The sequence below is a fragment of the Pantoea sp. C8B4 genome, from assembly GCF_051336905.1.
Lineage (GTDB): Bacteria > Pseudomonadota > Gammaproteobacteria > Enterobacterales > Enterobacteriaceae > Pantoea > Pantoea rwandensis_B.
Map to the genome: position 1 here is coordinate 153,749 of NZ_JBGMNK010000002.1, position 22,036 is coordinate 175,784.

Consider the following 22,036-nt stretch of genomic DNA (forward strand, 5'->3'; position numbering starts at 1 on the left):
ATTAAAATATCGATGAAGATCACACTTCATCGCGGAAAATAACATCGCGTCAGGCATATCAACATTATTTCATCAACACGGATGATGGCATCCCGTGGGATATCCAATGTCATGCCTGAATTGCTAAGAGGAAATGTATGAGCCATTCACCCGCAAAACAGGATTCGTTAGGCGACGGCCTTTCAGATCGACAGGTTGGTATGATCTCCATCGCTGGCATCATTGGTGCCGGATTATTTGTCGGTTCCGCGAATGCCATCGCCACCGCAGGCCCGGCAGTGTTGCTCTCCTACGCCATGACCGGTGTGCTGGTACTGCTGGTGATGCGCATGCTGGGGGAAATGGCCGTGCTGCAACCCGATTCGGGGTCCTTTTCAACCTACGCGGCGAAAGCCATTGGTCCCTGGGCAGGTTTCACCATTGGCTGGTTATACTGGTGGTTTTGGGTGTTGCTGATTCCGGTTGAAGCGATTGCCGGTGCCGATATTTTGCATGCTTATTTCCCTTCCATTGCCGCGTGGCAATTTACCACCGCCATCATTCTGTTACTTACCGTCACCAACCTCTTTAGCGTTAAAAACTTTGGTGCCTTTGAGTTTTGGTTCGCCATCATCAAAGTGGTGGCGATTATTGGATTTATTGGCATCGGCATCGTGGCGATTTCCGGATATTGGCCAATGGCGAATGTCAGTGGCGTGGCACACTTATATGACCGCATCGGCTTTATGCCGCACGGTTTTGGCGCGGTATTAACCGGTATTTTACTGACCATTTTTTCATTCTTTGGCGCGGAGGTGGTCACCATTGCCGCGGTGGAGTCCAAAGACCCCGGTAAAAAGATCAGTCGTGCCATTAATCTGGTGGTTTACCGCATCGCGTTATTTTATTTGCTCTCTATTTTCCTCGTGGTGTCACTGGTGGCCTGGAATGATCCGCAGCTGTTAGCACAGGGCACTTTCCAGTATGTGTTATCCACGCTGAATTTCCCCGGTGCCAAACTGGTGGTGGATTTGGTGGTGCTGATTGCCGTGTGCAGCTGCATGAACTCCGGGTTATATACCGCTTCACGCATGCTCTATTCCCTCGGTAAACGCGGCAATGCCCCGGCCTCCTGTGCCACGGTATCCAACGGCGGCGTGCCGCGTGTGGCGGTATTAGGTTCCACGCTGGCCGGATTTGTCGCCTGTATTGCCAACTACGCTTTTCCGGGAGAGGTGTTTGCCTTCCTGATCTCCACCACTGGCGCGATTGCGCTGATTGTCTATCTGGTGATTGCCGTTTCACAGCTGAGAATGCGCACAGCGCTCGAGAAACAGGGCATCACGCCTGATTTCAAGATGTGGTTGTTCCCGTGGCTGACCTGGCTAAGCATTTTGATGATTATTAGCGTGCTGGGCTATATGTTCTATCTGCCGCAGTATCGCTATGAGAGTTTGATGACCCTGATGGTGACGTTTATGGTGCTGTGCGTGGGTGTTTACATCACCGGCAAACGTCGCAAGCAGGTGAGATACCGCACAGGAAGGCTGGCTAAAGAGAAAATTCAGGTGGTGCGCCACTGACAGGATGCTGACGGCGTGCGGTGATCTCACCCCACGCCGTCGGGCACATTAGCGCACCATCATGTTCGCCACTAAGTGTTTACGACCGCTGTCATCTTCCTCGGTGTAAACCCCTTGCAGCTCCGGCGAGAAGCCCGGGAGCAAGTTGATGCCCTCCTCCAGCGCGAGGAAGTAACGCTGCACCGCGCCCCCCCACACTTCTCCCGGCACCACGCACAGTACGCCCGGTGGATAGGGCAGCGCACCTTCGGCAGCAATGCGCCCTTCGGCTTGCGCAATCGCTACCAGCTCCACCTCACCACGGATGTAAGCCTGATGCGCGTCCTGTGGATTCACTTCCACTTTCGGGAAGCAGGCTTCGCGGAACATCGCTTTCTGCAGATCTTTCACATCGTAGCTGACGTAGAGATCGTGCATCTCCTGGCACAGGCGGCGCAGCGTGTAGCCTTTGTAGCGCGCCATGTTCTTGCGGTAGACGCTCGGCAGCACTTCAGCCAGCAGCGCATCCTCTTTCACATGGTGTTCAAACTGCTCGAGCATCGCCACCAGATGCGCCATCTTCTCCGGATTCTCCGCTGGCGTCAGCAGGAACAGGATGGAGTTGAGATCGCACTTCTCCGGCACAATGCCGTTCTCGCGCAGGTAGTTCGCCAGAATGGTCGCCGGAATACCGAAGCTGGTGTATTCGCCGCTGGCGGCATCAATGCCAGGCGTGGTCAGTAGCAGCTTGCAGGGATCGACCAGATATTGCTCGCTGGCATACCCCTCAAAGCCGTGCCATTTCTCGCCAGGCTCCAGGCTGAAGTAAGCCGGATCGGCGGCGATAACGTCAGTTTCCGCCGACTGCCATAGCTTGCCGTGTACTTTCTCCGGCAGGAACGGCTGAATCATCTCGCAGCGTTCCAGAATCGCTTTGCGCGCATCAATGCCGATGGTGACGCATTCGTGCCACATGCTGCGCCCGGCTTCACCTTTGTGCATACGGGCGTTGATATCCAGCGCGGCAAACAGCGGATAGAACGGGCTGGTTGAAGCATGCAGCATGAAAGCGTTGTTGAGACGCTTGTGCGGACAGAAGCGTTTTTGACCGCGGATGTGGTTGTCTTTTTTGTGAATCTGCGAGGTCTGCGAGAAGCCCGCCAGCTGTTTGTGCACCGACTGGGTGACAAAAATGCCGGGATCGTTCTCGTTCAGCTCCAGCGTCAGCGGCGAGCAGCCTTCCATCAGCGGGATAAATTGCTCGTAGCCCAGCCACGCAGAATCAAACAGGATGTAGTCACACAGATGGCCGATGCGATCCACCACCTGGCGCGCGTTGTAGACGGTGCCATCGTAGGTGCCGAGCTGGATGATTGCCAGGCGGAACGGGCGCTGATCTTTGGCACGATGCGGCGCGACTCTCTGCACCTGTTCGCGCAGGTAAGCCTCATCAAAACAGTGCGCATCAATCCCGCCGATAAAGCCGAACGGGTTACGTGCCGCTTCCAGATACACTGGCGTCGCGCCCGCCTGAATCAGCGCGCCGTGATGGTTGGATTTATGGTTGTTGCGGTCAAACAGCACCAGATCGCCGCGCGTTAACATGGCGTTAGTCACCACTTTGTTGGCGCTGGAGGTGCCGTTCAGCACGAAATAGGTTTTGTCGGCGTTGAAGACTTTCGCTGCGTACTTCTGCGCATCTTTCGCTGAACCTTCGTGGATCAGCAAGTCGCCCAACTTGACGTCGGCGTTGCACATGTCGGAACGAAAGACGTTCTCGCCATAGAATTCATAGAACTGACGCCCGGCCGGATGTTTACGGAAGAACGCCCCGCCCTGATGGCCCGGACAGGCGAAGGTGCTGTTCTGCATATCAACATAGCGCGTCAGGGTATCGAAGAACGGCGGCAGCAGGTCAGACTCATACGCCTGCGCGGCCTCCTCCAGCGCTTCCCACTCTTCCGGTGCACCGTTGATTTCACCGGTCACGCCCGGCAGCTTCAGCACTTCTTCATCGAACGCGTTGGCGACAAACACCGGCAGATTAAAGCCGGTCTGACGCAACAGCGTTAACACGCCACTGCGTGTATCCGCCAGTGAGACGACCACAGCCGCCACATCGGTAAAATCAGTATTGTCGAGTGTCACCACATCACGCGCGGTGTTCAGGCTCAGGCTTGGCGCTACCGCAACGCTGGCAGCGATTTTCAATGGATTCATAACACAAATCCCCGTAATGAAGGATGAGTGGGTGCCAGTGGCACAGCAATGAGGAAAATTCCCCGGCGAATAACGTCTTCGGGCGGATCAACCGCCGCAACCGATAGACATCAGTAAAGTCAGATCGCGTCTGTCTTTAGTCATGTCCAACAGCATAGCGCGTTAAGCTGGCCTCACCGCATGGTGAGCGAGAAATGCGAACAACAGATGACGGAGGGACGCTTATCGTAAAGCGAACGGAGACAAGTGCTAAAGCGCATTGTACCGAGCATGGCGGCGTCCTCAGTGTGAATGGAATCGGTGGAAAACTGCGGCGCAATGATGGCATCTTTTTTTTGCTGGAACAACCCGTTGCAACGAGATTGATACGCATAAGCAACATTCAACAACCATTTGATTAATAAGTGAATATTAAATCAACTCTTAATAAAAACGCTTAAATATCCTTGTGTTATGCGAATTTATGCAAGGTGTGTCCGCCTTCGTGTTGCTCCCTGTTTCCAGAGGAGTAATATGACCCGCACTTTCCTCAATCAGCCGGAGGCTGCATGTTCAAGGCATTGGTCATTGAAAATGATGAACAGGGTTACCGCACATCTCTGCAGGATTTGACAGAGCAACAACTGCCCGATCAGGATGTCACCCTCGAAGTCAGTTACTCCACGCTTAACTATAAAGACGCGCTGGCCATCTGCAACAAAGGGCCGATTGTGCGCCAATTCCCGATGGTACCGGGCATCGATTTTGTCGGTCGGGTGATTAACAGCCGCCATCCGGACTGGCAGCAGGACGATGTTGCACTGCTCACCGGTTGGGGCGTAGGTGAGAAACATTGGGGCGGATTGGCACAAAAGGCCAGCGTTTCCGGTGATTGGCTGGTGAAAGTGCCTGCTGCGCTCAGCCCGTTACAAACCATGGCCATCGGCACGGCCGGGTTCACCGCCATGCTGTGCGTATTGGCGCTGGAAAAACAAGGCATCACGCCACAGCAGGGGCCGGTGCTGGTAACGGGTGCCAGCGGCGGCGTGGGCAGCTTCAGCGTCAGTTTGCTGGCTCGTTTAGGTTATGACGTGGTGGCTTCCAGCGGCCGCGCCAGCGACAGCGACTACCTGATCAATACCCTCGGCGCCTCCTCGATTATCGATCGTGCTGAACTGAGTGCACCCGGCAAACCTCTGGCGAAAGAGCGCTGGGCTGCGGCGATTGATAGCGTCGGCAGCCATACCCTGGCCAATGTGCTGGCGGGCATCAAGCGCGATGGCGTGGTGGCTGCGTGCGGCATGGCGCAAGGTCTGGATCTGCCCACCAGCGTGGCACCGTTTATTCTGCGCGGCGTGGTGTTAGCCGGTGTGGATAGCGTGATGTGCGCTAAGCCGTTGCGTGAGCAAGCGTGGCAGCGTCTGGCTGAACTGGTGGATGGCGCACTGCTGGAGCAGTTGACCAAAGTGATTCCACTGAGTGAAGCACGTGAAGGTGCTGAAGCCTTGCTGGCGGGCGAAGTCCGTGGCCGTCTGATTGTGGATTGCCGGTAACTTTTTGGGCGCCGTCAATGGCGCCCCACATCTATGCCCGCAGCTGAATTTGCGGCCTGCCCAGCTCTTGCGGCATCACCACGTGCAGCTCAGCCTGATACCAGCGCGTCAGCGTATTTTCCGTCATCACCTCTTGCGGTGAACCCTGCGCCACCAGCTTGCCCTGATGCAACAGCAGAATGCGATCGGACCACAGCGATGCCAGATTGAGATCGTGCAGCACGGTACAGACGCTAAAGCGGCCGTTACGCGTCAGTTTATGCAGCAATCGCAAACTGTACTGCTGCCAATACAGATCGAGTGCCGACGTCGGCTCATCAAGAAACAGCCAGCCGCGTGGACCGTCATCGTGCCATAACTGTGCCAGTACTCGCGCCAGCTGCACGCGCTGCTGTTCCCCGCCAGAAAGCGAACGATAATCGCGCTTTGCCAGTTCCAGACTGCCAGTAATCTGCATCACTTCCTCGATCACCGCTTTGGATTTGCTGGCAGGCCAGGGCGCACGGCCCATCGCCACCACTTCCTCAGCAGGTAGCGGGAAAGTTACGCTGTTTTGCTGGCGCATCACCGCACGACGTTGCGCCAGCGGTTCACGCGGCCAATCGCTTAACGGGCGATCGCCGAGCCAGCACTCACCCGCTTCGGGCGCCAGAAATCCGGTCAACAGGCGCAACAGCGTGGATTTACCCGCGCCGTTGGGGCCAATCAAAGCGATCATTTCGCCTGGCTGTAAGGTGATAGAGACATCATCAATCAGCGCACGCGTGCCATGACTAAAGCGCAGGCCGCGAGCCTGCATTGAATCACTCATTCATCCCCCTTTTCTGGCGCAGAATCAGCCAGAGAAACCATGGACCACCGATCAGGCTGGTGATCAATCCCACCGGCATTTCCGCCGGGATCACCACCGTGCGCGCCAGTGTATCCGCCAGCAATAGCAAGATGGCTCCCGCCAGCGCCGAACCCGGCAACATCCAGCGATGATCGCTCCCGACACAGAAACGCATCACGTGCGGCACCACCAATCCGACAAACCCGATAATCCCGCTCACCGACACCGCCGTGCCCACCAGCAGCGCACTCAGTATCAGTAACTCACGCTGGGTGCGCTTCACATCAATCCCCATGTAATGCGCGTCTTCCTCACCGAGTTGCAGCAGATTAAGACGGCGCGCACGGGTCTGGATGGCAATCAGCGCAGGAAGAATCAGTACAGCACACACCACCAGACTCGGCCATTGTGCCGCGCTCAAACTGCCCATCCCCCACAGCGCCAGCTGGCGTAACTGCTGATCATTACTGAGCCAGGAGAGCACACCCACCGCCGCACCGCACAAGGCGTTGATGGCGATACCGATCAGTAGCAAACGTGACAAATTCCCCAGCGCCAGCCGACTAAAACTAAAAATCAGCAGTGTGACGATCAGGCTGCCGATAAACGCTGCAATCGAAGGCAGCCACAGCGCCAGCAAAGGCGGCAAGCTGAGCGGAACGATAATAGAAAACGCGACGGCCAGCCCGGCCCCGCTGCTGATGCCGAGTAATCCCGGATCGGCCAGCGGATTGCGAAACAGGCCCTGCATCACCGCGCCAGAGACTGCCAATGCCATACCGAGCAACACCGCCAGCAACACGCGCGGCAGGCGGATGTTCAGCCAGATTTGCCACGCCATATCGCTGAGAGGCGCATGGAACAGCGTGCGCATCGACAGCGGCATGGCGCCAAAATTGGCGGCCATCAGCATGCAAATCACCATGCTGATGCCCATCAATAGCAGCCAGCGCATCACGGCACTGTTAGTCATGTTTTACCGCTTCGGCGGCTTTGCGCAGCTTCACGATAGTCTCCGGTGTATCAAGACCAAAGCTCAGCAGCGCCATCTCATCCACCACCAGCAGCGCGTGGTGCTGGCCCGCTGGCGTCAACGCCAGCCCCGGCAGCGACCAGATTTTCTCTTCGCCGCCGAGGGTGCGCAGGCCATCTTCACCCACCACCACCAGATCCGGCGCGGCAGCAACCACACCTTCCTGTGACAGCTGCTGATAATGCGGGATCGCCGCCATGGCGTTGACCAGACCGGCACTGCGGATTGCGGCATCAGCGCCGGTTTGGTTGCCTGCTGCCTGAGTGCGCATGCCACCGTGCGCCATTACAAACAGCACCTTCACCGGCAGCGGCTGCTGGGGAATCTGCGCGCGCTGCTTGTTCACTTTCTCGATCAGCGCCTTCGCTTCGGCATCACGATGCAGCGCTTTGCCGATGGTGGCGATCTTTTCCGGGATGGCGTCGAGGCTGGTTTTGCCGGTGACATCCACCACCTTCACCCCAGCGCTCTCAATCTGCTGCAACACCAGCGACGGTTTCGCCAGCTCGCTGGTCAATACCAGTGTGGGCTTCATGGCCAGAATGCCTTCGGCATTGAGCTGGCGCATATAGCCGATATCCGGCAGCTTGTTAGCCTGCGCCGGATGCTGGCTGGTACTGTCGCGCGCCACCAGATCGGCCTGCGCATCCAGCGCATAAATGATTTGTGTCACATCACCGCCGATGGAGATCACCCGTTCAGCAGCAAATGCCGGCAGCGCCAGCGCGCCCAGCAGTAATAGGGTCAGACGTTTCATGCTGTCGCTCCCAGCGCGGTGACCTGCTCACGCCAGCGCGCCTGCTCTGGCGTCCCTTCGCTGCGCTGACCATACAGTTGCGCGATCTGCGTGCCGTCGGCGGCAAACAGTTCGAGGCTGGTGACAAAGCCATCGCCACTTGGTTTTCGCGTCACCCAGCTCTCGGCGATGTGATCGGCCATCAGGTGCAGCGTAAAGGTTGGGTTGAAGATGTTGACCCAGTTGTCCATCGGCATCAGTTTCTCCACCGCACCAGTGAAGATCTGCGTGCAACCACGGTTGCCGATAAAGATCATGATTTCGTTGCCATCCTGCTGCGCCTGCTCCAGCAGTTGAGCCAATGAATCGTTGCTGACCTGGCGTGCCAGATCGTCTGGTACGGCATGGAAAGCCTGCTGACGTGAAATATTATGGCGCTTCAGTAAGCCAAAGAACTGATGCACATCGGTGATGGCGCGCCATTCGGCTTCCACTTTGCTGGCATCAATGGCGCGGCTATGTTCTGGCGCGGCGGCAGGTTGTGGATCGAGTGCCGCAGCGGCTTCGATGGTGAATTCTGCGATTAGCGCATCCCATGCCGCCATGTCGGTATTGTCGGTGGTGTAGATTTTCAGCACCGCATCCGCATGGCGATCAAAAATCTGGATGCTTTGACGCTCACCGCGCGCGGTCTGCTCACGCAGGAAGAAGGCGCTGTGCCACTGTGCCGGGAACAGACGCTGATCGAGCGCGCGTGGGTTAAGGATAAGTCCGGCATGTTCGCCGAGGTGCAGGTTTTCATATTTGCCCACCTGCTCATGTACCGCATATTCGTTGCGGGTGATGCTTTTGGTTTCGCCGACGGCTGCCAGTGCCTTCAGCAACGCCGGGAAATCCGCTTTTAACGCTTGCGCATCCTGGCCGACGCGCGCTTCACACAGCTGCGCTTCGCCAATGCCCATCAGGGCTGCCAGATCGCGGGCATACTTCTTCGGATGTTCGCCTTTCAGCGCCAGGTAGTGATCGTAACGTGGGTTCATTGCACTTGCTCCATGAAAAGGCCCTGCGCGAACGCAGGGCGAAAATGTGATTAGAAGTCGACGTTCACACCGAGCTGGAAGGTGCGGCCTGGCATCACCGCGAGGTTGATGTCGTTACGCTCCTGCTGATTGGTGCTGGTCAGGTTGCGGCTGCTGGTGTAGTCCCAATACTTGCGATCGGTGATGTTGTAGATGCCGCCGCTCAGCTTGACGTTTTTGGTCGCCTGCCAATACGCAGTGGCATCAACCATGCCATAACCCGGCACACGCATGTATTCGCTGGTGGAATCAGTGATCGGCGTGCCCGCGTTGGTGTAGCTTTCGCGGTTGGTGGCTTCGGCTTTCTTGCCTTTTACGAAGGTCGCCGTCAAGGCCGCGCCGTAGCCGCGTTCTTTATCATCCCACGCCAAACCGACAATCGCTTTCATTGGCGATACGCTGTCGAGATCAACGTACTTGTCACCGGAATAGCTCGACTTCGATTTGCCCTGGTTGTAACCCAGCGCGAAAGTGCTGCTCAGGCCATCGACCTGGGAGAACCAAGTGCCGTAATTAATCTTGGTCGAAATCTCAGCCCCATAAATGTAGGCCTTATCGCGGTTTTCAGCCTGATAGCTGGTGTAGATGTTGCTCGGAACATTGGTGAACATTTCCGGGCTGGTGGCGCGGCGATAGCGCGTGTAGGCGATGAAGTTTTTGTATTGGTTGTAGAACACCGAGGTATTCACCTCAACGCCTTCGGTCGCCTGACCTTTCAAGCCCCACTCAAAGTTGTTGCTGGTTTCGGTTTTCAGATCGGTGTTGCCGATCAACGCGTACTGCGCGCTGCCTGCATAGCTCGAACCGAGGTTCCAGGAACCATAAAGCTGGCTGGTGGTTGGGAACTGCACGCCGCGTTTGTATTGCAGATAAGTGGTCAGCGCTGGCGTCAGATCGTACTGGAAGGTCAGCGATGGCAGCGCTTGCGTGTCGGAGTTAGTTTTGCCATACAGCGCTTCCACCTGATCTTTGGTCAGCACGTCGCTGCCGTTGGTCAAATCACTGAGATTCTTCGGCTTGGTGCTTTGATACATAACGCGCACGCCGGGAATCACCGCGAAGTTGTGGCTATTGAGATCGAAGTTGATCTTATCTTGCAGATAGCCAGCAACGGCGAAGGTGCGGCTATCCGACTGCGGCTGGGTAATCGCGCTGAAAGTGCTTGGCGCAGGCTCCTGACGGAATGGGCGCTCGCTGTTATCCAGACGCGCGTTGATACCGGCGCTCAGCTCATGACGACCCAGCGTTTTGGTGCCGCGCGTGTCGAAGCCGTAGGTATCAACGTTGAAATCAGAGTAAACATAGCCGGTTTGCGTGGCGCTGGTCGGCAAGAAGGTGTTGTCGTGCGCCTGGGTTTGCTGCCAGTAAACGCGCGTGGTCAGCGTATCGATGAAATCGTTGTACGGCGTCCACTCGTCAGCCAGGTTGATGCCCCAACGACGCGTATCGCTCTGCTGCTGCGCGGTGCCCCAAACGGTGTTGCCGCTGGTGTCCCAGGTGTCGTAATGGCTGTGATTGGTTTTGTGGTAATAATCAAATGTGGCGCTCAGCTTGTGCTGATCGTTTGGCTGCCAAATGCCTGAGGTCATGAACGCGTCCGAATGCCAGTTGGACGGATACGCATCTTTCACGCCGCTGTTGTTCTCGGTTTCCTGGCCGTCGCGACGGCTGTAAACAAACAGGCCGCGCAGTTCGTCATCGCCCGCTGCGGCGGTGATGCCGTTGTGCCAGCTGCGATTCGACGAGTCGTAACCGCTCTGATAACCGAAGTAAGTGTTTTTGTCGCTGCTGAGATAGTCGTCGGCAGTTTTGTTGTGGAACGAGACGTTGCCGCCAATCGAGGTGTTGGGCTGATCAACCGCGGTCGCGCCCTTCTCGATATCTACGCTGCTGAACATGTAAGGATCGATGTAGTCGCGGCCAATGCCGAAGGTGTTGTTGCCGGAGCGGCTAACGTATGGACGACCGGTGGCATCAGGAATCGGAATGCCGTCGATGTCCATGCCGACGCGGTTGCTTTCCAAACCACGAATGTTGTAGCCGGTGTAACCTGCGCGGTCGAAGCCGCTTTTGCCGGAGGATGAACCGCCGCTGGAACCGGTGGCGCTGATTAACGGCTCGTAACGCATGATCGAACCGAAATCGTTCGCGCCGCGTTTTTGCAGTTCACTGGCGGTAATGGTGGTTTTGTTGCCCGCCTGCTGTTTAGGTGCGGTAACGGTCAGCGTAGGTTCGCTACGAGAAGATTTATCCGAAGAAACAGAAAGTGTCGTGTTATCGCTGGCCGCGTAGCTGCAAGCGGCGTGAATAGCGGAAGACAAAATGGCAACTTTAAACAGACGTTGCTGGGTCATTCCCTGAAAGAGTGAAGACATGCGCGAAATACCTGGTTAATTGTTAGTATTCGCTCACTGGATTGCCGCCAAAAAAACGCGATATGCGTTAATAAACCGTAAAATGTGTGGACTTATTTTATGTAATAAATAATTTCGTCAGGAATGTAATGCAATTGGTAATCATTATCAATAAACTTTACACTAAGATGTATCTTAGACCGCACATTTTGTTAACTTGTTTATAATCAACAATTAAGAAGAGGCACCTGATGGCGCAAAAACCGGCTGTGACCATTTACTACTGCACTCAATGCAACTGGCTGCTGCGTTCGGCGTGGATGGCACAAGAACTGCTGCACACTTTTGCCGAAGATTTGAGCGCAGTGACGCTAAAACCCGGCACCGGCGGTGTTTTCGAAATCAGCATTGATGGCACGGTGATTTGGGAGCGTAAACAGGAAGGCGGCTTCCCGGATGCAGCGGCGCTGAAACAGCGCGTGCGTGATTTCTGCTGGCCGGATCGCGAGTTAGGACATGTGGATAAGAAGAAGCCGGGCTAATCCCAGAGCGGATAGACGCGCACATTAGAATGGCAATGAACATTCCAGAACGGTGATTTATTGCGATCCATGGCTTAATTATCGGCCTGCTGTTTCAGCGGCTATGACGGGCGATTTTTCGCGATGACTAACGTAGCCATGTCAGAAAGTGAGATGGCTAATCGGCGCGGGAGGCATTTATTCTGCTGGCCAGGTACGATTAGCTGTTCGCGATTTTCTCTGTCGCTTCGTTCAGTGCATTTATCACAATATTCAGCGAGTCCGGCGAAATATCTTCCTGTGATAAACGATGATTCAGCGTGTGGCGAATATGATGAATGGCCTGCTCGACTTCTGGAATACTGCGATTATTGACCAATATCGCCAGCGAAGTCAGCCGCTCAATAATATTGGCAATATTCTCGCCATTCTCGGCTAATAACGCGCGACCGCCATCATTGAGCGCATAGGCTTTACGCGACGCATGCGCATCCACCACGCGGATCGCATCCATCTCTTCGAGCAACGTGAGGTTAGGATAGATGATGCCAGGGCTGGGAGAGTATTCCCCTTTGGACAGCTCTTCTACTGACTTGATCAGCTCATAGCCATGCGCAGAACCGTTGGCGAGGAAGTGCATCATTAACAGGCGGATATCACTGGCATCCAGCATCCTTTCGCGGCGCTTTTTACGCGCACCTGCACAGATTGCACGTTGTGCATTATCGGACTGCCATGGAAAATCCCGCTGCTGTTTCATTGCCTTCCCTGAGGTCAATTAAGGGAGGTTGATAGTAGTCTGCCGCCTGGCAAAATTCAACACAGGCGGCAGCGGGCGCGGCGAAGTCAGTTATTTCTGATGCCAGTACGCCACCGCGCGCACGAAGTCGGTGTGGGCACCACGGCGTTGCGTAAAGTAGTCGCTCAGCAGTTTTACCGCCTCACCTTCACCCGTCAGCCAGATGAAATACTCTTCTGTTGGCAGTGAGATCTGATCCAGCTGCGCAATCAGCGGGCCGAGGTTATCCACCTGCATGCTGCCACTGCCGAGCCACGTCACCTGTACATTCGGCAGATCACCGAGGTAATCGCGCCCGGTGGTTTCATCGGCGTAGGCCAGCAGATGGATCTGCTGCGCCTGCATCTCAGCGTAACGACGCTTAAAGGCTGGCAGCCCGGTCTCATCGCACACGTAAATCTGGCAGGCATAATCCACGGGCACTACGCAGGAGCCACGCGGGCCGCCCATGGCGATCTGATCGCCTGGCTTCGCCTCATTCGCCCAGTTGCTGGCGACGCCGCCATCATGGATATAGAAATCGAGCGTCAGTGAATCGGTGCCGTTGAACGCCAGCGGGGTGTAATCGCGAGCTGCCGGGCGAACGCCGCCCGGCCAGACGATCCCCTCTTCGGTCATTTGCGGCAAAGCCAATGCGCTGCCCGCACTGTCCGGGAAGAAAACTTTAATGTGATCGTCGAATGACGGTGAATTAAACCCAGCCAGATCGCTGCCGGTAAACTCAATACGCCAGAATTCACCGGCAATTAAAGTTTTGCTCGCCACGGTGATATGGCGGAAGCGTAATTCGTTGCGTACGCGCTTGGGTGCGCGATCGTTAGTGTTTTTTTGCAAGTGTTCTCTCCAGGCAGATGCATCGTGCTGACGTCCCTGCCAATCGGTGTATTTAAAGGGTGGCCAATGCTTCGGCGGCCATTTCTGCGACCTGCGAGTCGTTAGCGCCGTGCGCCCCGCTCACGCCAACCGCACCAATCACTTCGCCGTTGAGCCATAAAGGAATACCGCCTTCCAGCGGTGTGACGCCGGGCGTGGCCAGAAAACTCGGGCTGCCAGCGTTGATGAAGGTCTCAAATTCTTTTGACGGTGCACGCAGCAGTGCTGCCGTGCGCGCTTTGCCCAGCGCCACCGTCGGGCTGATGCCAATCGCCTTGTCGCTGCGATCCAGGCTCACTAACTCGCCCGCACGATCCACCACTGCCACACTGATGTGCCAGCCGAATTCCGCTGCGGCCTCAAATGCGGCGTTGATCACCACACGCGCAGCGGCCAAAGAGATGGTGTGACAAGGGTTTGCCAGCGCACTGCTGGCCGATGCTGATTGTTTATCCATAATTTTGCCCCGTACCGGACGTCAGCGGTCCGCGCATGAATCAAACGTTATCGAAAATCATTCTCATCTGACGTTGACTAGCATAGTTATGATATATCTTCGATGCAATGCCGAAAAATGCTATTGGGAAAAGTTGCAGAATTTTCGGCGTGGCTTGCACCGATTGGGGCAGGGACTAACGCCAACTGAGTTTTAGGGGGAGAACCGCAGTTAATGCAGTTAATGCAGTTAATGCAGTTAATGCAGTTAATGCAGTTAATGCAGTTAATGCAGTTAATGCACTTAAAGAGGATTGCGTTCGATGAGCGGGCAACGGCAGGCAACGATCGCGCCGCAACAAACGTGCGGCGTGTCATCGATAGTCATGGGGTAACGCGCGGTAAAACGAGAGGGAAATTAGGCCTGATGATTGCCGCAGTTAACGAAGCTATTGTCATCCTGGCTGTGCTGCGGCAGCGGGTTATCGCCCAAAATTTCATGCTGCTGGCAGTGAGTCTGATGAGGATGCAGGCCGCCCGGCGGAGAGAAAGGCTCAGCCATCTGTGCACTTGCCAGCGAGGAAAACGCCACAAGCGCTGTCATGAGGAACAACGGTAAAAGTCGCATAATTTTTTCTTTTTCACTTTGACGGTCCAGAGCGGACCAGGAATGCAGGTGATTATCCAGCCTGATGTATGGCGGCTGGTGTTTTACGCGGCCAATCAGGTTTCGATGAAGGATTTTACGCCAGTTACGGCGAATATTTTATAAAATCGTGCGGTTAGTCACAGTTAACCGCACGATTTATGCATCAGCAGGTGGAGACCGGAATGTAGAACGTGCCCTGCAACAAATCAGGCGTGCTGTATTTCAGATCCAGTTTAAGCAGATCTTTACCTGCCCGACGCGCCACGCCCAGTGCCGGCAAGTGGTTGTAGTAAATTTCTGCGGTAAATGCATTGATCTCTTCCGGTGCGCCATGCCAGTCAATCTCGGCATACAAACCGCTTTCTCCGGTCCAGTTTTGCACATTGCGCGGCAGCACATCGGCATACTGGCTTTCCAGCGCCTGGAATAAGCTAATGTGCTGCTGGTCGGCAGAATTCACGCCTGGGCTGAACTGGAATCCCAGCCAGCCACGGCTGACATGCTTACCGGCAAAGCGGACAAAATCGCGGGTATGCTGCGCGACCACCTGATTATGATGATCGATGTACTCGCCAAAGCGGCATTCCCACTCAATCACTTCACCACACAGCTGCAACTCCGGCTTCTCGGCCAGACGCGCGTTGACCCACGAACGCTGCGTGGAAATACGACTGTGGAAATCCTTCATCAGCATATCCGGGATGCGACGATAGGCGCCGGGCGTCATGGAGAAGTGGCTTTTGAATACCCTCGTGAAATTCTGCTGGTTATCGAAGCCAAAGCGCACGGCAATATCAATGAGCGGCATGCTGGTCAAACGCAGCGCCATCGCTGACATGGTCAGGCGACGCTTACGCGTATACGAGGCCAGCGTTTGGCCAGTCATCTCTTTGAACATGCGCTGCATGTGCCACTTGGAGTAACCAGATTTCAGGGTAATCAGATCGATATTGAGCTCATCGGTCAGATTCGCCTCTATCCAGTCCACCAGATCGTTGATGTACTGTTTTTTAAGATTCAGGCTGAGCATGATTTTTTCAATCGAGTGATAAGTGTGAAGGTAATGAATTTGCGCGATTAGTCACATAAATATAACAAAAACGTATTACTTACGTAAGGAAGAGTAAAGGCAGCGAGACGGGAAAAGCATTAATTGCTTAGGTTACTAACGTTTTTGATTAAAGCACATACGGCGTTTTTGTGAGAAGGGTCGCCATTGGACGCAACTGAAGACTGATTTCTGTTAAGCAAAGCACATTGCTGGACAAACCCAAATCGCAGAGAACGCAGTCTGCGCTCAGCCCCGCTGCATCCAATATCATATAAAACAGTAATATCTCTCTCCCCTCTCTTAACGCTTTGCGGCATAGCGTTTGCAAGCGTTAACCCACTGTGCTTTTTTAGAGCAGCAAAGCCATCGGTTAATCAGCGAAGGAGAGGTTATGACCCGTCTTACCGCACAAGATTTTCCCCAGGAACTGCTTGAGTTATATGACTATTACGCACACGGCAGGATAAGCAAACGTGAGTTCATCACCCTTGCTGCTAAGTTCACCATCGCCGGCATGACCGGCGCCACCTTGCTCAGCGCCATGAGCCCCAACTACGCGCTGGCGCAGCAGGTTGAATTCACCGATCCCGAGATTAAACCCGAATACATTCACTATCCCTCACCACAAGGCCACGGTGAGGTGCGAGGCTATCTGGTGCGCCCGGCCAAAGCCAGCAGCAAAGTGGGTGCAGTGGTGGTGGTGCATGAGAATCGCGGATTGAATCCTTATATAGAGGATGTCGCACGCCGCGTGGCGAAAGCCGGATATATCGCGCTAGCACCGGACGGCCTGAGTTCAATGGGCGGCTATCCCGGCAATGACGAAGAGGGCCGTGCGATGCAGGCCAAAGTCGATCCGACTAAGCTCATGAACGACTTTTTTGCCGCCGTCGATTTCCTGATGCACCACGAAGAGGGCACCGGCAAAGTTGGCATCACCGGATTCTGTTACGGCGGCGGCGTGGCGAATGCTGCAGCCGTGGCCTTCCCGGAACTGGCTTGTGCGGTGCCGTTTTATGGCCGCCAGCCTAAAGCGGAAGACGTGCCGCGCATCAACGCCCCACTGCTGCTGCACTATGCCGCGTTAGACAAAGGCATCAACGAAGGCTGGCCAGCCTATGAAGAGGCGCTGAAGGCCAACCACAAAACCTATGAAGCCTATATCTATCCTGGCGTGAATCATGGGTTCCACAACGATTCGACTCCGCGTTATGACAAAGCGGCAGCCGAACTGGCGTGGAGCCGGACATTGGGGTGGTTTGAGAAGTATCTGCACGGCTGAGCAGGGATACACGCTGTCGACTGATGTTCATCGAGGGCGGCCTTTATGACCGCCCTTCTTGTCACCTCTACAGTGCGAAATGCCGCAAGGCATCGCGATTGATTTCAATGCCTAATCCCGGCCCGTTCGGGATTTGCACCCATCCATTTTGCTGCACAATAGGCTCGGCGATAATGGCCTGTCGAATCGGATGCTCAGTTTGATCGAATTCAAGCAGAGGCTGAACCGGCTGTAGCGATGTGGGCGTATGCGTCGGCACTGTCGCCATCCACTGTAACGAAGCGGCAATACCAATGCCGCTGCCCCAGACGTGCGGATTAACGCGCACACCAAACGCCTGCGCCATATCGGCAATCTTCTTGCACTCCGATAAGCCCCCGGCCGCGCAGATATCGGGTTGGATAATATCCATCGCCTGTTGTGTCAGCACTTCGCGGAAACCATAGCGGGTGAACTCGCATTCGCCACCGGCAACCGGGATATCGATCGCCGCTTTCACCGCACGGTAGCCGGCTAAATCTTCTGGCGGCACCGGCTCTTCAAACCAGCCAATATCCAGCTCTTCCACTTCCCGACCAAGCCGAATGGCAGCAACCGCGTCATAAGCGTGATTGGCGTCGATCATCAGCGCGGCGTCTTCGCCAATGGTGTCGCGAATCGCCCGGGTCACCGCTGCATCCTCGCGCACGCCAAATCCCACTTTAAGCTTCATGGCTCGGAAACCCTGCTCAATGTAACCCGCTGCTTCTTCGCACAAATAATGCAGCGGGTCGCCACTGTCACGCCGATACAATCCGGTGGCATAAGCCTGCACTTCGGTTCGCGTGGCGCCACCCAGCAGTTGATAAGTCGGGACGCCAAAATATTTGCCGCGCAGATCCCACAGCGCGATATCAATGCCGCTCAATCCCTGAATCACCACGCCTTTCTGGCCGTGGTCGCGCAGCCTGGCGTAAAGTTCCTGCCAGAGAAACTCGCTGCGCAGTGCATCTTCGCCCATCAACATCTGCCCGAGTTCATCCACCACCGCTTTGGTGATGCGCGCCGGACCGTAGCACTCTCCCCAGCCAGCCAACCCCTGATCGGTCACTATCTCCACCAGCATCGCGGTGCGGGTATCATAACGGGCACGTGAATAGGCGAACGGTTGGCTAAGTTTGGCACTCAGCAGGTGCGTGTTAACAGCGGTGATTTTCATGATTGTGGCTCCTGCGGGGTGTCAAAAATTTCACTCATGATGCGTCCATCGAGATCGCGTGTGTTAAGGCCAAGCCAGTGCGCCAGCGTCGCCGCAGGATCGGTCATGCGGTAAGGCCCACGCTGCTGGCGGGGATGGTAGTAACCTTGGCGTATGCCTTTGCCCCATGCCAGCATCACGCCATAGTTGGAGCCGAGAGCGGTTTCTGCGGTGGGTTTCTGCGGACCATGATTTGCGCCGGGTTCTTCCACAGCACAAATATCTTCACCCGTCTGGCTAACGCCCCAGACGAAGCCGGTGTTGTAGGCAAAGACAATGTCGCCTGCGCAGTCGCCCCAGAATCCCAGAGCCACTGCATCGTCGCGTCGCAGCGCGATACTCACCGCGTTACGCACACCATCGCCCTCCTGCACCTGCCAGCCGCTCAGTGCCTGCAGGGTGCGTGCGCAGAGATCGTCAACCTGCTGTGGCGCAACGACGTCATGATTCACGAAGATTTCCAAACCACCGCGCTCTGCTTTGAGATAAAGCGGCGAACGGGCCATATCCGGCAGACCTTGCGCATCCAGCACGGCCAGCGACTGCTTTTGCAGATATCGATAGATGTCGCACATATAGCTGTTGGGCACAGCGCCGTGATCGGATGCGAGCACCACCAGCGTTTCCTCGTCCGTTTCGTCCAGCAAACGGCCAATGCTGTCATCAAGAATTTGATAACTGCGGCGCATCACCGCGTCGTATTGCTCTGCCTGCTGTGCATTAAAGAACGGGGAATCCGGATCGGTCTGCCCAAGGCAGTTGTGGTGTGACTCGTCCACCAGTCGATGCACTGTAGCCCACAATGCAAACCCCTGGCGCTGCGTTAGTTCCAGTGCGCTATCCACCAGCCACTGCGACTGTTCATCGCCCTCCTGCCAGGTTGCAGCCAGATAAGGTGTTTGCGGTGCTGCTTTTGCCACCCATTTGCTGAAGAAAGGTGTTTGCTGCTGTAAATAACGCGCATCGCTGCTCAGGGCATCGGTACGCGTCACCTGGCTTTGCAAAATTTCGATATTGCCCCGCGCATCACATTCGCCGCAGTAAAAACGCACGCTGCCGGGAATGTCATAAGCGGCCAGAGACAGCCAGGCAGACCACTGCCCGATCGGCAGAACAACGCGCTGTTCACCGAATTGCAGGGATGGCTGTCCCTGCTCAACCCGCAGCGTTAACGCCAGCTCATCGCCATGTCCGCCGCGTAACCACAGGACATAACCCTCTTCGCTCGCCTCAAGTGCCTGCCAGGCGCCTTTGTTGTGATACGCCAGCGCACTTTTGGGTGGCCAGCCCAGCGTTTGTTGCTTCGCACCACCCTGGCCTAAACGTTCGGTGAGGCGCGTGGTGTGTCCCATTGGCCGGAATATCTCGCCCGGCCACGGCTGTGCACGTCCCCAATAGGGCGCAAAGCTGAAGTGATCGCCATCGGCTTTGACGCTTTCCGGAAAATGCACCAGTGCCGCGCGCTGCCCAGCCTCCTGCATCGTTGCCAGTAAGTTGCGGCTTTGCTGGTTGTCGGGCGGCAATCCCTGGCCAATCCAGCTGGTGCCAGGGCTCTGCCCGGCGAGAAAGGTCACCCAGTTGACATCGCCCCATGCCGAGATAAAGGGCAGCAACTCCGCTGCGGAGCCCTGCTGTAGCATACGGGCAATATGGGGCAGCGCGCCCTGTGCCACATAGCGTTGCAGCAGTGGCATCGTCAGGCCGTCAACGCCAAAAATAATCGCCTTGCGCATCGTGTCTCCTATCAAAGAGAGGGCGTGAGTCGCACGCCGGGAGAGGGGAAGCCGGGCTGCTGCATCAGCCCTTCCAGAATACTTTGCAGACTACTGCGGATGTGTTGTCGCATCGCCTGTTCGGCCGCATCGGCATCGCGCGACTGCATGGCCGCTAAAATCTGACGATGCTCCAGCCAGGATTGCCATTTACGGCCCGGTAGATTCATCGCGATAACGTGAAATAGCTGAAGACGATCCAGATAAAGCGTCATGATGCTGCTGATGTAAGGGTTGTCGGCGTGTGCAAAGATCAGCGTATGGATCTCATCACCGGCATCGGTGGCATTCAGTTCATCGTCACGCAGGCCCTGTTCCAGCGCGGCCAGCTTATCCGCCATCACCGCCAGCTCATGATCGGGCGTTCGCTGCGTCGCCTGCCGCGTGGCAATTCCTTCCAGCGCCTCACGAATGACAAACAACTGCTGAATATCCTGCAATTTGATTTCACTGACGAACCAGCCTTTGCGTGGCGTCAACTCCACAAAGCGTTCCTGCTGCAGGCGATACAGCGCTTCACGAATCGGCGTGCGACTCATGCCCAACTGGTCAATCAATCCCATTTCTGTCAATGAGCTACCCGGTGCCAGCGTCAGTGACAAAATCATCTCTTTGATACGCCGATAGGCTATTTCGCTGAGCGAAGGCTTGTAGCCGGGACTCTCCATTACGCTTCCTCCCCAACATCGCGCAGTTCAAAACGTTTGATCTTGCCGACCATGAACAGATAGAAAAGGATCACCGCCACCGCATGCGCGATCACGAACCACAACACGCCGTTGAAAGATCCGGTGAGTTGCAGAATGAAGCCGATGATGATCGGCGTGGTGATGCTCGACGCATTGCTGAAGGTGTTAAGCACGCTGCCGGATAAGCCCGCGATCTCTTTTGGCGCGGTGTCAGCGTTGACCGTCCAGCCCATGCCGCCAATACCTTTGCCGAGGAAAGAGGCCGCCATAATCGCGATGACTGCGGTTTCTGAGTCGGTGTAATTACACAACACCATCACGCAACACAGCAGCATGCCGCAGACAATCGGCAGTTTACGCGCCAGTGACAACGACATCCCGCGACGAATCAGCACATCTGACAGGAAGCCGCCCATAATACCGCCAAGGAATCCGCATACTGCCGGAATGGCAGCGACAAACCCCGCTTTCATGATGGTCATGTGCTTTTCCTGCACCAGGTAAACCGGAAACCAGGTGATGAAGAAGAAGCCAATCGCGTTTAAGCAATATTGCGCAAGGTAGATGCCCAGCATCATGCGGCTGCTGAGTAGTTGCTTCAGCCAGCTGAGACGCGGCTTGTGCTTATCACCATCCATATTCACCAGCGCCCCGCCCTGCTGCATATGATCCAGCTCAGCCTGGTTCGTCATCGGATGCGATAGCGGGTCATGCACCAGTTTGCGGAACAACGGCAGAAAGGCGATGCCGATCAGGCCCAGCACGGTAAACACCGAGTGCCAGCCGTAGGTATGTGCCAGCCAGCCCATCAGCGGCGCAAAGAACACGGTGGCACCATATTGCGCGGAGGCAAAGATCGCCGCCGCCGTGCCGCGCTCAGAAGCCGGGAACCAGGCTGCCACCAGGCGACTGTTCGCCGGAAATGACGGTGATTCCGCCGCACCGACTAAAAATCGCAGACAAAACACCACCACGACCGCCGCCGCGCCAGTGACAAAGCCCGCGAGGCCGGTCATCAGGGTGAACAGCGACCAGAAAAAGATACTCAGGCTGTAGATCAGTTTCGAGCCGTAGCGATCCAGCAGCCAACCGCCCGGCAGCTGAAACAGTACATAGGCCCAGCCAAATGCCGAAAAGATCACGCCCATGTCTACGGCGTTGAGCCCAAGATCTTTTGCCATCCCCGGCCCCGCCAGCGAGATCGAGGCGCGGTCGGCATAGTTAATCAGCGTGACAAAAAACAGCACGGCGACCACCAGCCAGCGCACGTTGGTTCTGCGTGCACTGATCGCCTTATCCAGCATTATCGATTTAGATTGTCCCTGTGGCATGACGTACCTCATGACGACAGCATGAACCTTTAGGCCGTGGTGTTTTCGGCCGCGTAACGCATCACATTCA

19 protein-coding genes are annotated in these 22,036 nt (G+C 55.9%); 5 read left to right on the top strand and 14 right to left on the bottom strand.

All coding sequences use genetic code 11. From position 1 onward, the window contains the following. The first annotated feature begins 137 nt into the window (after positions 1-137). Entirely contained in the window at positions 138-1,562 is a 1,425-nt protein-coding gene (locus ACCW76_RS03490; RefSeq protein ID WP_436337757.1) for an amino acid permease, read from the top strand. Positions 1,563-1,610: 48 nt separating this feature from the next. Here ACCW76_RS03490 and ACCW76_RS03495 read toward each other — a convergent pair whose 3' ends face one another. After that, a complete protein-coding gene (locus ACCW76_RS03495; RefSeq protein ID WP_436337758.1) occupies positions 1,611-3,761 on the bottom strand; it encodes an ornithine decarboxylase in 2,151 nt (716 codons plus the stop codon). Positions 3,762-4,309: 548 nt separating this feature from the next. Here ACCW76_RS03495 and acuI point away from each other — a divergent pair. Continuing rightward, the gene (acuI, locus tag ACCW76_RS03500) at positions 4,310-5,293 is read left to right on the top strand and encodes an acrylyl-CoA reductase (NADPH) (protein ID WP_045814709.1); all 984 of its coding nucleotides are present in this window, start codon (positions 4,310-4,312) and stop codon (positions 5,291-5,293) included. Between the two features lie 31 nt (positions 5,294-5,324). On the opposite strand, the gene ACCW76_RS03505 is transcribed toward acuI, so the two are convergent. From ACCW76_RS03505 to ACCW76_RS03525, 5 genes are read right to left on the bottom strand one after another with little or no spacing between them, the layout of a single operon-like run. Beyond that, positions 5,325-6,104, bottom strand: a complete 780-nt coding sequence (locus ACCW76_RS03505; RefSeq protein WP_436337759.1) for a heme ABC transporter ATP-binding protein — start codon at positions 6,102-6,104, stop codon at positions 5,325-5,327. Continuing rightward, complete coding sequence (locus tag ACCW76_RS03510; RefSeq protein WP_045814711.1) at positions 6,097-7,098, bottom strand: FecCD family ABC transporter permease; 1,002 nt, start codon at positions 7,096-7,098, stop codon at positions 6,097-6,099. The genes ACCW76_RS03505 and ACCW76_RS03510 overlap by 8 nt, the downstream gene beginning before the upstream one ends. Next, on the bottom strand, positions 7,091-7,915 hold the full coding sequence (locus tag ACCW76_RS03515; protein WP_436337760.1) for a heme/hemin ABC transporter substrate-binding protein: 825 nt from the start codon (positions 7,913-7,915) through the stop codon (positions 7,091-7,093). Before ACCW76_RS03515 ends, ACCW76_RS03510 begins: the two co-directional genes overlap by 8 nt. After that, complete coding sequence (locus ACCW76_RS03520) at positions 7,912-8,934, bottom strand: hemin-degrading factor (RefSeq protein WP_436337761.1); 1,023 nt, start codon at positions 8,932-8,934, stop codon at positions 7,912-7,914. The genes ACCW76_RS03515 and ACCW76_RS03520 overlap by 4 nt, the downstream gene beginning before the upstream one ends. 50 nt (positions 8,935-8,984) lie before the next feature. Then, a complete protein-coding gene (locus tag ACCW76_RS03525) occupies positions 8,985-11,348 on the bottom strand; it encodes a TonB-dependent receptor domain-containing protein (RefSeq protein WP_436337762.1) in 2,364 nt (787 codons plus the stop codon). Positions 11,349-11,578: 230 nt separating this feature from the next. Between ACCW76_RS03525 and ACCW76_RS03530 the strand changes: the two genes are divergently transcribed. Further along, on the top strand, positions 11,579-11,869 hold the full coding sequence (locus tag ACCW76_RS03530; protein ID WP_045814714.1) for a SelT/SelW/SelH family protein: 291 nt from the start codon (positions 11,579-11,581) through the stop codon (positions 11,867-11,869). Between the two features lie 199 nt (positions 11,870-12,068). Here ACCW76_RS03530 and ACCW76_RS03535 read toward each other — a convergent pair whose 3' ends face one another. The 3 genes from ACCW76_RS03535 to ACCW76_RS03545 form a co-directional block, all read right to left on the bottom strand. After that, a complete protein-coding gene (locus tag ACCW76_RS03535; RefSeq protein WP_436337763.1) occupies positions 12,069-12,608 on the bottom strand; it encodes a PadR family transcriptional regulator in 540 nt (179 codons plus the stop codon). Positions 12,609-12,698: 90 nt separating this feature from the next. Then, positions 12,699-13,481, bottom strand: a complete 783-nt coding sequence (locus ACCW76_RS03540) for a siderophore-interacting protein (RefSeq protein WP_436337764.1) — start codon at positions 13,479-13,481, stop codon at positions 12,699-12,701. A gap of 52 nt (positions 13,482-13,533) precedes the next feature. Then, positions 13,534-13,977 carry a GlcG/HbpS family heme-binding protein gene (locus ACCW76_RS03545; RefSeq protein ID WP_436337765.1) on the bottom strand — a complete coding sequence of 148 codons (444 nt, stop codon included), beginning with the start codon at positions 13,975-13,977 and terminating at the stop codon, positions 13,534-13,536. 213 nt (positions 13,978-14,190) lie between these two features. Between ACCW76_RS03545 and ACCW76_RS03550 the strand changes: the two genes are divergently transcribed. Next, positions 14,191-14,574 (top strand): hypothetical protein, encoded by a 384-nt coding sequence (locus tag ACCW76_RS03550; protein WP_436337766.1) that lies wholly within the window; start codon positions 14,191-14,193, stop codon positions 14,572-14,574. 193 nt (positions 14,575-14,767) lie between these two features. Here ACCW76_RS03550 and ACCW76_RS03555 read toward each other — a convergent pair whose 3' ends face one another. Next, positions 14,768-15,634, bottom strand: coding sequence for a helix-turn-helix domain-containing protein (locus ACCW76_RS03555; RefSeq protein WP_045814716.1), 867 nt, complete (start codon positions 15,632-15,634; stop codon positions 14,768-14,770). A gap of 412 nt (positions 15,635-16,046) precedes the next feature. Here ACCW76_RS03555 and yghX point away from each other — a divergent pair, with 412 nt between their 5' ends. Beyond that, the gene (gene yghX / locus ACCW76_RS03560; protein WP_436337767.1) at positions 16,047-16,937 is read left to right on the top strand and encodes a YghX family hydrolase; all 891 of its coding nucleotides are present in this window, start codon (positions 16,047-16,049) and stop codon (positions 16,935-16,937) included. Positions 16,938-17,004: 67 nt separating this feature from the next. Here yghX and ACCW76_RS03565 read toward each other — a convergent pair whose 3' ends face one another. The 4 genes from ACCW76_RS03565 to ACCW76_RS03580 are packed head-to-tail and all read right to left on the bottom strand — an operon-like array spanning position 17,005 to position 21,966. Continuing rightward, positions 17,005-18,135 carry a mandelate racemase/muconate lactonizing enzyme family protein gene (locus ACCW76_RS03565; RefSeq protein ID WP_436337768.1) on the bottom strand — a complete coding sequence of 377 codons (1,131 nt, stop codon included), beginning with the start codon at positions 18,133-18,135 and terminating at the stop codon, positions 17,005-17,007. Further along, positions 18,132-19,907, bottom strand: coding sequence for an alkaline phosphatase family protein (locus ACCW76_RS03570; protein ID WP_436337769.1), 1,776 nt, complete (start codon positions 19,905-19,907; stop codon positions 18,132-18,134). The genes ACCW76_RS03565 and ACCW76_RS03570 overlap by 4 nt, the downstream gene beginning before the upstream one ends. An 11-nt stretch (positions 19,908-19,918) precedes the next feature. Continuing rightward, the gene (locus ACCW76_RS03575) at positions 19,919-20,614 is read right to left on the bottom strand and encodes a GntR family transcriptional regulator (RefSeq protein ID WP_038644856.1); all 696 of its coding nucleotides are present in this window, start codon (positions 20,612-20,614) and stop codon (positions 19,919-19,921) included. Continuing rightward, the gene (locus ACCW76_RS03580) at positions 20,614-21,966 is read right to left on the bottom strand and encodes an MFS transporter (protein WP_286191942.1); all 1,353 of its coding nucleotides are present in this window, start codon (positions 21,964-21,966) and stop codon (positions 20,614-20,616) included. Before ACCW76_RS03580 ends, ACCW76_RS03575 begins: the two co-directional genes overlap by 1 nt. Between the last annotated feature and the right edge of the window lie 70 nt (positions 21,967-22,036).

Bases quoted from the DNA above. Each gene is read 5' to 3' on its own strand.
- ACCW76_RS03490 (WP_436337757.1), top strand. From the start codon at position 138: ATGAGCCATTCACCCGCAAAACAGGATTCGTTAGGCGACGGCCTTTCA.
- ACCW76_RS03495 (WP_436337758.1), bottom strand. From the start codon at position 3,761: ATGAATCCATTGAAAATCGCTGCCAGCGTTGCGGTAGCGCCAAGCCTG.
- acuI (WP_045814709.1), top strand. From the start codon at position 4,310: ATGTTCAAGGCATTGGTCATTGAAAATGATGAACAGGGTTACCGCACA.
- ACCW76_RS03505 (WP_436337759.1), bottom strand. From the start codon at position 6,104: ATGAGTGATTCAATGCAGGCTCGCGGCCTGCGCTTTAGTCATGGCACG.
- ACCW76_RS03510 (WP_045814711.1), bottom strand. From the start codon at position 7,098: ATGACTAACAGTGCCGTGATGCGCTGGCTGCTATTGATGGGCATCAGC.
- ACCW76_RS03515 (WP_436337760.1), bottom strand. From the start codon at position 7,915: ATGAAACGTCTGACCCTATTACTGCTGGGCGCGCTGGCGCTGCCGGCA.
- ACCW76_RS03520 (WP_436337761.1), bottom strand. From the start codon at position 8,934: ATGAACCCACGTTACGATCACTACCTGGCGCTGAAAGGCGAACATCCG.
- ACCW76_RS03525 (WP_436337762.1), bottom strand. From the start codon at position 11,348: ATGTCTTCACTCTTTCAGGGAATGACCCAGCAACGTCTGTTTAAAGTT.
- ACCW76_RS03530 (WP_045814714.1), top strand. From the start codon at position 11,579: ATGGCGCAAAAACCGGCTGTGACCATTTACTACTGCACTCAATGCAAC.
- ACCW76_RS03535 (WP_436337763.1), bottom strand. From the start codon at position 12,608: ATGAAACAGCAGCGGGATTTTCCATGGCAGTCCGATAATGCACAACGT.
- ACCW76_RS03545 (WP_436337765.1), bottom strand. From the start codon at position 13,977: ATGGATAAACAATCAGCATCGGCCAGCAGTGCGCTGGCAAACCCTTGT.
- ACCW76_RS03550 (WP_436337766.1), top strand. From the start codon at position 14,191: ATGCAGTTAATGCAGTTAATGCAGTTAATGCAGTTAATGCAGTTAATG.
- ACCW76_RS03555 (WP_045814716.1), bottom strand. From the start codon at position 15,634: ATGCTCAGCCTGAATCTTAAAAAACAGTACATCAACGATCTGGTGGAC.
- yghX (WP_436337767.1), top strand. From the start codon at position 16,047: ATGACCCGTCTTACCGCACAAGATTTTCCCCAGGAACTGCTTGAGTTA.
- ACCW76_RS03565 (WP_436337768.1), bottom strand. From the start codon at position 18,135: ATGAAAATCACCGCTGTTAACACGCACCTGCTGAGTGCCAAACTTAGC.
- ACCW76_RS03570 (WP_436337769.1), bottom strand. From the start codon at position 19,907: ATGCGCAAGGCGATTATTTTTGGCGTTGACGGCCTGACGATGCCACTG.
- ACCW76_RS03575 (WP_038644856.1), bottom strand. From the start codon at position 20,614: ATGGAGAGTCCCGGCTACAAGCCTTCGCTCAGCGAAATAGCCTATCGG.
- ACCW76_RS03580 (WP_286191942.1), bottom strand. From the start codon at position 21,966: ATGCCACAGGGACAATCTAAATCGATAATGCTGGATAAGGCGATCAGT.